Annotated in this window: 7 protein-coding genes; all 7 read left to right on the forward strand. The window is 59.5% G+C overall.

The genetic code is table 11. The annotated features are described in order from the left end of the window. The coding region (locus CHY22_RS09850; RefSeq protein ID WP_143759195.1) for an arginine deiminase family protein at positions 1-66 on the forward strand (66 nt) is incomplete at its 5' end. 105 nt (positions 67-171) lie between these two features. Next, a complete protein-coding gene (gene argF / locus CHY22_RS00005) occupies positions 172-1167 on the forward strand; it encodes an ornithine carbamoyltransferase (RefSeq protein ID WP_089571573.1) in 996 nt (331 codons plus the stop codon). Between the two features lie 147 nt (positions 1168-1314). After that, positions 1315-2793, forward strand: a complete 1479-nt coding sequence (locus CHY22_RS00010; protein ID WP_089571574.1) for a YfcC family protein — start codon at positions 1315-1317, stop codon at positions 2791-2793. Positions 2794-3349: 556 nt separating this feature from the next. Beyond that, a complete protein-coding gene (locus CHY22_RS00015) occupies positions 3350-4831 on the forward strand; it encodes a DUF1846 domain-containing protein (protein WP_006234276.1) in 1482 nt (493 codons plus the stop codon). A 256-nt stretch (positions 4832-5087) separates the two neighbouring features. Further along, positions 5088-5426 (forward strand): hypothetical protein, encoded by a 339-nt coding sequence (locus CHY22_RS00020; protein ID WP_040358312.1) that lies wholly within the window; start codon positions 5088-5090, stop codon positions 5424-5426. A 178-nt stretch (positions 5427-5604) separates the two neighbouring features. Then, positions 5605-7266, forward strand: coding sequence for a CTP synthase (locus CHY22_RS00025; RefSeq protein WP_055286060.1), 1662 nt, complete (start codon positions 5605-5607; stop codon positions 7264-7266). A gap of 2 nt (positions 7267-7268) precedes the next feature. Continuing rightward, positions 7269-8210: a site-specific tyrosine recombinase XerD gene (gene xerD / locus CHY22_RS00030; RefSeq protein WP_199408715.1), complete on the forward strand. Its 942-nt coding sequence runs from the start codon at positions 7269-7271 to the stop codon at positions 8208-8210. Positions 8211-8563: the final 353 nt, after the last annotated feature.

An 8563-nucleotide genomic window follows, 5' to 3' on the forward strand; every position in this document is an offset into this window, starting at 1 on the left:
GAGCTCTCCCGCGGCCGCGGCGGCCCGCGCTGCATGAGCATGCCCTTCTGGCGCGAGGACCTCTAAGTCTTTCCGTTTCCGGTGCGGTCTCCCTACAACCGCACCGGTTTCGCCCGTCAAACGGGCGACACTAATACTTACGTAATTCATTTCTTCGAAAGGAAACGAACCATGGGTGTTAACCTCTCCGGCCGTAGCTTCCTCAAGCTCCTCGACCTCACCACCGAGGAGATCGAGTACTTGCTCAAGCTCTCCAAGAACTTCAAGGATATGAAGCGCGCTGGCGTTCCGCACCGCTATCTCGAGGGCAAGAACATCGTTCTGCTCTTCCAGAAGACCTCCACTCGTACCCGCTGCGCCTTCGAGGTCGGCGGCATGGATCTGGGCATGGGCGTCACCTACCTCGATCCGGGTTCGTCGCAGATGGGCAAGAAGGAGTCCATCGAGGATACCGCCCGCGTTCTCGGCCGCATGTATGATGGCATCGAGTTCCGTGGCTTTGCCCAGGACGACGTCGAGGAGCTCGCTGCTAAGTCCGGCGTGCCCGTGTGGAACGGCCTGACCACTGAGTGGCATCCCACCCAGATGCTCGCCGACATCCTGACCGTCCAGGAGAACTTCAACTACGACATCAAGGGCAAGACCCTCGTCTTCATGGGCGACTGCAAGAACAACGTTGCTCGCTCCCTCATGGTCGTCTGCTCCAAGCTCGGCATGAACTTCGTGGCCTGCGGCCCCGAGGAGTGCATGCCCGCCGATGACGTCATCGAGGCCTGCAAGCCCATCGCTGAGGCCAACGGCTGCACCATCAAGCTGACCACTGACGTCAAGGACGGCGTCGCCGGTGCCGACGTTCTCTACACCGACGTGTGGGTCTCCATGGGCGAGCCCGACGAGGTTTGGGCCGAGCGCATCGCTCAGCTCACCCCGTATCGTGTCACCTCCGAGGTCATGGCTATGGCCAACCCGGGTGCCATCTTCCTGCACTGCCTGCCCAGCTTCCACGACACCAACACCACCATTGGCGCCGAGAAGTGCGAGCAGTTCGGCATCACCGAGCAGGAGGTCACCGACGAGGTCTTCGAGAGCCCCGCTTCCAAGGTCTTCGACGAGGCCGAGAACCGCATGCACACCATTAAGGCTGTCATGTACGCCACGCTCAAGTAAGAGCATCTAGCATCTCGCTCGGGGTGTATTGCTGCACACCCCGAGCGGTTTTATCTGGTAAAAATCTCGCATCAAGCGGCAGGCACGGCACGGAAGAGCCGCTTCGGGCGAGATCAGTAAATGATTTATGAAGGGGGGATGAGAACTATGACTGAGACCGCTAAGAAAAAGCGCGGTATGCCTTCATCGTTCACCATTCTTCTTGCTCTGCTGGCAATCGTCGCGGTTGTTACCGTTATCGTCTCCGGTACGTCCGGTGGCGCGGTTACCGCTGCCCGCTTGAGCGATTTCTGCACCGCCCCGGTCAAGGGCTTCGCTGACGCTCTGCCCGTCTGCCTCTTCGTTATGATCCTCGGCGGCTTCCTCGGCATGATGACCGAGACCGGCGCCCTGGACAACGGCATTGCTGTTCTGGTGCAGAAGCTTAAGGGCAATGAGATCATGCTCATTCCCGTGCTGATGTTCATCTTCTCCCTCGGTGGTACCACCTATGGTATGTGCGAGGAGACCGTTCCCTTCTACGCCCTGCTCGCCGCCACCATGATGGCTGCTGGCTTCGACCCCATGGTCGGCGCTGCCACCGTCCTGCTCGGCGCTGGCTGCGGCTGCCTCGGCTCCACGGTTAACCCGTTTGCCGTCGGTGCTGCCGTTGACGCTCTGACTGGCGTTGGCATTGAGGTCAACCAGTCCATCATCATCGGCCTCGGTGCCGTCCTGTGGATTGTTACCACTGTTATGTCCATCCTCTTCGTCATGAGCTATGCCAAGAAGGTCAAGGCTGACAAGGGTTCCACCATCCTTTCGATGCAGGAGCTCAAGGACGCCGAAGAGGCTCACGGCAAGGCTGCTTCCGAGGTTCACAAGGAGGTCAAGCTCACCGGTCGTCAGAAGGGTGTTCTGATCGCCTTTGCCTTCACCTTCGTCGTCATGATCGTCGGCTTCATCCCGCTGGCCGACCTTAACGAGGGCGTCGCCAACTTCTTCGATGCTGGCGCTGTCTATGACGCTGACGGTAACGCCATCGTTCAGGGCTGGTCTGCCCTGATCACCGGCCTGCCCATTGGTCAGTGGTACTTCGACGAGGCTTCCACCTGGTTCTTCCTCATGGCTGTCCTGATCGGTATTATCGGCGGCCTGTCCGAGAAGCAGATCGTCAACACCTTCATCACCGGCGCTGCCGACATGATGTCCGTTGTCCTCGTCATCGCCCTCGCCCGTGGTATCTCCGTCCTCATGGCTAGCACCGGCCTCGACGTCTACGTCCTCGACGCTGCCGCCAATGCTCTGGCTGGCCTGTCCGGCGTGATCTTCGCTCCCATGAGCTTCCTGGTCTACTTCGGCCTGTCCTTCCTGATCCCCTCGACCTCCGGTATGGCTACTGTCTCCATGCCCATCATGGGACCGCTGGCTGTTAAGCTCGGCTTCTCGCCCGAGGTCATGGTCATGATCTTCTCCGCCGCCATCGGCGTCGTGAACCTGTTCACCCCGACCTCCGGCGCCATCATGGGCGGTCTTGCTCTGGCCAAGATCGAGTGGACGACCTGGCTCAAGTTTGCTCTTAAGCTCATCGTCGCTCTCTCCGTCGTCTGCGCCATCATCCTGACCGTCGCTTGCGTGATGCTCTAAGTACCCCTTGGGTACCCCACGGAAACCATGACGATCCTGTAAAGGATCACCTGGTCATCGTCTGTCCGGTGGGGTAACCCCACCGGTAGACTCCTACCTTTAGCCTCCTCCCGTTCCGTGCGCGGGAGGGGGCGCTCTTATGTTGCGCGGTTCTACGAACCGCGCAACCAGTCGACGCTGCGCGCCGTCCAGAACGACAATTTGTCATTCAAAAGGCAAGGCATGACCAAAAGGTCTATGCCTTGTCTTTTTCATGCCAACTTGTACGTTCTGGACGGCGCTCGCTGTCCGTCCTCTGCCTGCGGCGCTTTCCATTGTTGGTGCAGGGGCGCTTTGCCTACTCTGGCGGGCTTTCGCTGGCTTATGCTCAACCTGCGACGTTTTCATTGTTGGTGCCGAGTGCCTTGTTTCCCGTTCCAAATGAGCCACCCCGGGTCCCCGGCGGTTGCGGTGGGCGTGTTTGGTTGGTGCCTGTTGATGGCCTGGGCGTCGGGGAGGGCAGGCTCCGTTATAATCGCGTAGGAACTTAATTTACGAAACGGGACGGGAGCCATACATGCGCCAGGGTTTCGACAACGCGAAATATATCGAGCTGCAGGCCGCTCATATTAAAGAGCGCATCTCGCAGTTTGGCGGCAAGCTCTATTTGGAGTTTGGCGGCAAGCTGTTCGATGACTATCATGCGAGTCGTGTACTGCCGGGTTTTGAGCCGGACAGCAAGTTCCGCATGCTCAAGAGCATCGCCGACGATGTCGAGGTTATCATCGCGATCAACGCGAACCACATCGAGAAAAACAAGGCTCGTGGTGACCTTGGCATTACCTATGACGAGGATGTGCTGCGCCTGGTTGACCTGTTCCGCGGCAACGGCTTTGCCGTCGCGGCTGTGGTTATCACCCAGTACGCCGGCCAGCCTGCTGCCGATGTGTTCCGCAACCGCTTGAACGCGCTCGGTATTCCCGCCAAGCTGCACTATCCCATCGAGGGGTATCCGCACGATGTCGATCTGATCGTGTCCGACGATGGCTACGGCAAGAACGAGTTTGTCGAGACCACGCGTCCGCTCGTTGTCGTGACGGCACCCGGCCCCGGCTCGGGCAAGCTCGCCACTTGCCTCTCGCAGCTGTATCACGAGCATAAGCACGGTACCGCCGCCGGCTATGCCAAGTTTGAGACCTTCCCGGTCTGGAATCTTCCTCTGACGCATCCGGTCAATATTGCCTACGAGGCCGCCACGGCAGACCTCGATGACGCCAACATCATCGACTCCTTCCACCTGGAGGCCTACAACAAGACCACGGTCAACTACAACCGCGACGTCGAGGCCTTCCCGGTAGTCCGTGCCCTGATGGAAAAGATCCTGGGCAAGAGCCCCTACCAGAGCCCTACGGACATGGGCGTCAATATGGTCGGTTTTGCCATCACCGATGACGATGCCTGCCGCGACGCTTCCAAGATGGAGATCGTCCGCCGCTACTTTACCGCGGTCGAAAATGTGCGCCGTACCGGCGTGGGCGATGAGCAAGTCGACCGTCTCAAGATTATAATGAAGAAAGCCGGCATCGATAAGAACTACTCACCGGCGCGCTCGGCGGCCCTCACCAGGGAGCAGCTGACGGGTGGTCCCGTGGGTGCCATGGTCATGCCCGATGGCTCCGTGGTGACCGGTAAGACCTCCACGCGCCTGGGCGCTGCAAGTTCGCTCATTATGAACGCCCTCAAGCATGTCTCGGGCGTCGACCTTGAGCTCGAGGTCATTAGCGATGAGGCGATCGAGCCCATCAGTAAGCTCAAGACGCATTTCCTGGGCAGCAAAAACCCGCGCCTCCACACCGACGAGACGCTTATGGCGCTGTCGATCACCTCGGCCACGAGTGAGACGGCCGCTCGCGTCCTTTCGGGCCTGGAGCAGCTGCGCGGTTGCGATGCCTTCTTTAGCGTGATTATCTCGCCGACGGACGAGACGGTACTGCGCAAGTTGGGCATCAACGTGTGCTGCGAGCCCAAGTTTGAGCGCCGCGGTTTCTTCCATCGCTAAGTTTGAAGCACCGCGGTAATTGCATTGCATTTTGGCCGTATCGGGTTAGCGCCCGGTACGGCTTTTTGATCAATAAAGCGTCTATTTCGGCGAAAAATAGCTGTTTACCTGCCTAGAAACAATTTGAGCGGTATACAATAACCGTAACTGTTTCATCCTTAGCGGGATGCCGCATGATGGATATTACCTGCCATCGTGAGGTGTGTCGGTCGCGCACGGCGCGTTAGATGCTCGTGCTCGGTTTGAGGAGGCTGCTATGGCGGGCAAGGGTCGTGCGAGTGTTAACGATATGAAGCGTGTCGAGGTGCTGGTGTTGATGGAGATCGACCAGCAAACCGAAGACAATGGCGGGCCGTATGGTTTCTCGCGCAAAACGCTTGCCGAGCGCGTGGGGGTTTCGCCGTATCGTGCCCGCGCCGCAATCGATCGCTTGGATTCCGAAGGTATGATTGATGTCGTCTCGCGTTATAGCGACGACGGCGGTCAGCTTGCAAATGGCATTTGCCTCACCGAACGTGGTGAGTGGTATCTTGAGGGCGTCCGTACCGGCATGCTCGTTCAAGAAATGCTTGAGGACGAGGTTGCTGATCGATAGCAGCATGTAACCCTTGCCATAGCGACGCCGCCTGGGAAACCGGGCGGCGTTTTGTTTCAAGATGGAGAAATGCTATTGCGCGTAAGAAAAATTGCGTGCGGCGTGCGTCGCGAGTATTACAATGAAGACCCGTAAGATGTGTATGGACAACTTCTACGGGAAGCGCAGGTAACTCAATATGACCAAGCATGTGTTCGTGACCGGCGGCGTGGTTTCGTCTCTGGGCAAGGGTATTACCGCGGCCTCGCTGGGCCGTCTGCTCAAGTCGCGCGGGTACAAGGTAACGATGCAAAAGGCCGACCCGTATCTGAACGTCGACCCCGGCACCATGAGTCCGTTCCAGCATGGCGAGGTCTTTGTGACCGAGGACGGCTACGAGTCCGATCTGGACCTGGGCCACTACGAGCGCTTTATCGACGAGAACCTGACCCGCGATTCCAACTTTACGACTGGTGCCATCTATAAGAGCCTGATCGCCCGCGAGCGTCGCGGTGACTTTTTAGGCGGTACCGTGCAGGTGATTCCTCACGTCACCAATGCCATTAAGGATAAGTTCCGCCGCATCGAGGAGCAGACCGGCTCCGATGTAGTCATCACCGAGCTGGGCGGCACGATCGGCGACATCGAGTCCCAACCGTTTGTCGAGGCCATTCGTCAGTACCGCAAGGAGGCCGGCCCCGAGAACGTCTGCTACATCCACGTGTCGCTCGTTCCCTATATCGCCGCCGCCCACGAGGTCAAGACCAAGCCCACGCAGCATTCCGTCAAGGAGCTCCGCAGCTTTGGCATCCAGCCCGATATTATCGTGTTGCGCTCCGACCACCATATCGATGACGCTATCCGCGGGAAGATCGCAAGCTTCTGCGACGTCGACACCGATTGCGTCTTTACCAACGAGGACTGCGCGAGCATTTACGATGTTCCGCAGCTGCTTGCCGAGCAGGACTTTGACCTGCGCATTTGCGAGCGCCTGGGTCTGGACCCGCGTGAGCGCGACATGAGCGAGTGGAACGAGTTCCTGCGCAAACAGAATCACGCCAACCATCACGCCGACAAGGTGAAGATTGCCGTCGTTGGCAAGTACACGCAGCTGCCCGATGCGTACCTGTCGGTTATCGAGGCCCTGCACCATGCGGGTGTCTTCTACGATCGCCATGTGGACGTCCAGCTGGTCGACGGCGAGAGCCTCGACGAGCAGAATGTCTCCGAAGTTCTGGGCGACGCTTCGGGCATCCTGGTCCCCGGCGGCTTTGGCAAGCGCGCCCTGGAGGGCAAGATCCTCGCGGCCGAGTTTGCCCGCGAGCACAAGATTCCGTATCTGGGCATTTGCCTGGGTATGCAGGTGGCCGTGTGCGAGTTCGCCCGCAACGTCGTCGGCCTTGCCGGCGCCAGCTCCTCCGAGTTCGACCCGGACGGTCCGTTTAGCGTCATCGATCTGATGAGCTCGCAGGAGGATGTGACCGAGAAGGGCGGCACCATGCGCCTGGGCGCCTATCCGTGCAAGCTCGCCGCCGATACCCTTGCTCGCGAGGCATATGGCGAGGAACTCGTCTACGAGCGTCACCGTCACCGCTTTGAGTTTAACAACGCCTTCCGCGACCAGCTCGAGGACGCCGGCTTGGTTATCTCTGGCCTCTCACCCGACGAGCGCCTGGTCGAGATGGTCGAGCTGCCGCGCGACGTGCATCCGTGGTATGTGGCAACCCAGGCTCACCCCGAGTTCAAGAGCCGTCCGACCAACCCGCAGCCGCTGTTCCGAGAGTTCGTGCGTGCCTCGATCGGTCAGCACGAGGGTGTCGATCGCCTACAGGTGACGCCCATGAACCTCGCTACGGACTAAGGGTGCCGGCGAACAAAGAACATACCGAAGCTACTCCCTCGTCGCTCGCCGTGGCGGCGGGGGAGTATCTCGATTACCTCGCGGTCGAGCGGGGTTTGGCGCGCAACACGATTGCGGCCTACCGTCGTGACCTGACGACGTACTGCGCCTATCTGGAGCGGGCGGGCATCATGTCTTTTGATGAGGCGACTCGTCAGGTCGTGGAGGGCTTTGTCGCCGACCGTCGCGATGGGGGCTATTCCGATGCCTCGGTGGAGCGTGCGCTTGCGGCCGTGAAGGGCCTGCATGCCTTTTTGGTGCGCGATGGGATTGTGGCCCAAAATCCAACGGCGGCGTTGCGCCTGCCTAAAAAGGCTGAGCGTTTGCCGGAGTATCTATCGGTGGAGGATGTCTCGGCGCTGCTCGATCAAGACTTCCCCGAGGGCGAGATGGGCTTGCGCGACCATGCCATCTTGGAAGTGCTCTACGGATGCGGCTTGCGTGTGAGCGAGTTGGTGGGGCTCGATGTGGGCGATATCCATATCGACGATGGCTTTGTGCTCGTTCGCGGTAAGGGCTCAAAGGAACGCCTGTCCCCGCTGGTGGGAAGCGCGGCGCGAGCTCTGACGCTCTATTTAACTGAGGGGCGTTCTCGCTTGGCGGCCCATGCCCACGGAACCGAGTCCTCGGCGGTCTTTTTAAATAAGAACGGCCGCCGTCTGTCGCGCCAGGGCATCCATGCCATCTGTGAGCGCTACGGGCGCCAGGTGGGGCTGGTGGGACTCCATCCCCATACGCTGCGTCACTCCTTTGCCACCCATATGCTTGCGGGCGGTGCAGACCTCCGTGTGCTACAGGAGATCTTGGGACATGCCGATATATCGACCACGCAGGTCTACACGCATGTCGATCGTACGCAACTGACCGAGGTCTATCTGGCGGCGCACCCGCTGGCACATCGTTAACACATCGCTGGCCTGCATATCTATAGGTATTTGGGGACGGGCCCCAGATTGCCGCGGCGTGCTTTTGCGCGCGCATGGGCAATCTGGGGCCCGTCCCATTTTTTGCCACTTGTCGTCGCGGTGGTGGGCCGCATGTGCCTTGGGTGGGGGAGTTTGGGGGCGATGTGAACGGCATGTAAAGGGACGCAAAAATCGCCTCAAGGTCAACTTGAAGGTTGAGGTTGAAAGGCGGGGTGCCACAGGTGGCATCCCGCCGTTGCTGCAAACACAACATATTGTGTTTTCGAACATATGATTGGGGGTGTTTTGCAATATATGGTGGGTGGAGTGGTGGGGCGGGGTGGGGGAAGGGG

The organism is Collinsella sp. TF06-26 (assembly GCF_002232035.1).
Classification (GTDB): domain Bacteria; phylum Actinomycetota; class Coriobacteriia; order Coriobacteriales; family Coriobacteriaceae; genus Collinsella.

Bases quoted from the DNA above. Each gene is read 5' to 3' on its own strand.
- argF (WP_089571573.1), top strand. From the start codon at position 172: ATGGGTGTTAACCTCTCCGGCCGTAGCTTCCTCAAGCTCCTCGACCTC.
- CHY22_RS00015 (WP_006234276.1), top strand. From the start codon at position 3,350: ATGCGCCAGGGTTTCGACAACGCGAAATATATCGAGCTGCAGGCCGCT.
- CHY22_RS00010 (WP_089571574.1), top strand. From the start codon at position 1,315: ATGACTGAGACCGCTAAGAAAAAGCGCGGTATGCCTTCATCGTTCACC.
- CHY22_RS00020 (WP_040358312.1), top strand. From the start codon at position 5,088: ATGGCGGGCAAGGGTCGTGCGAGTGTTAACGATATGAAGCGTGTCGAG.
- CHY22_RS00025 (WP_055286060.1), top strand. From the start codon at position 5,605: ATGACCAAGCATGTGTTCGTGACCGGCGGCGTGGTTTCGTCTCTGGGC.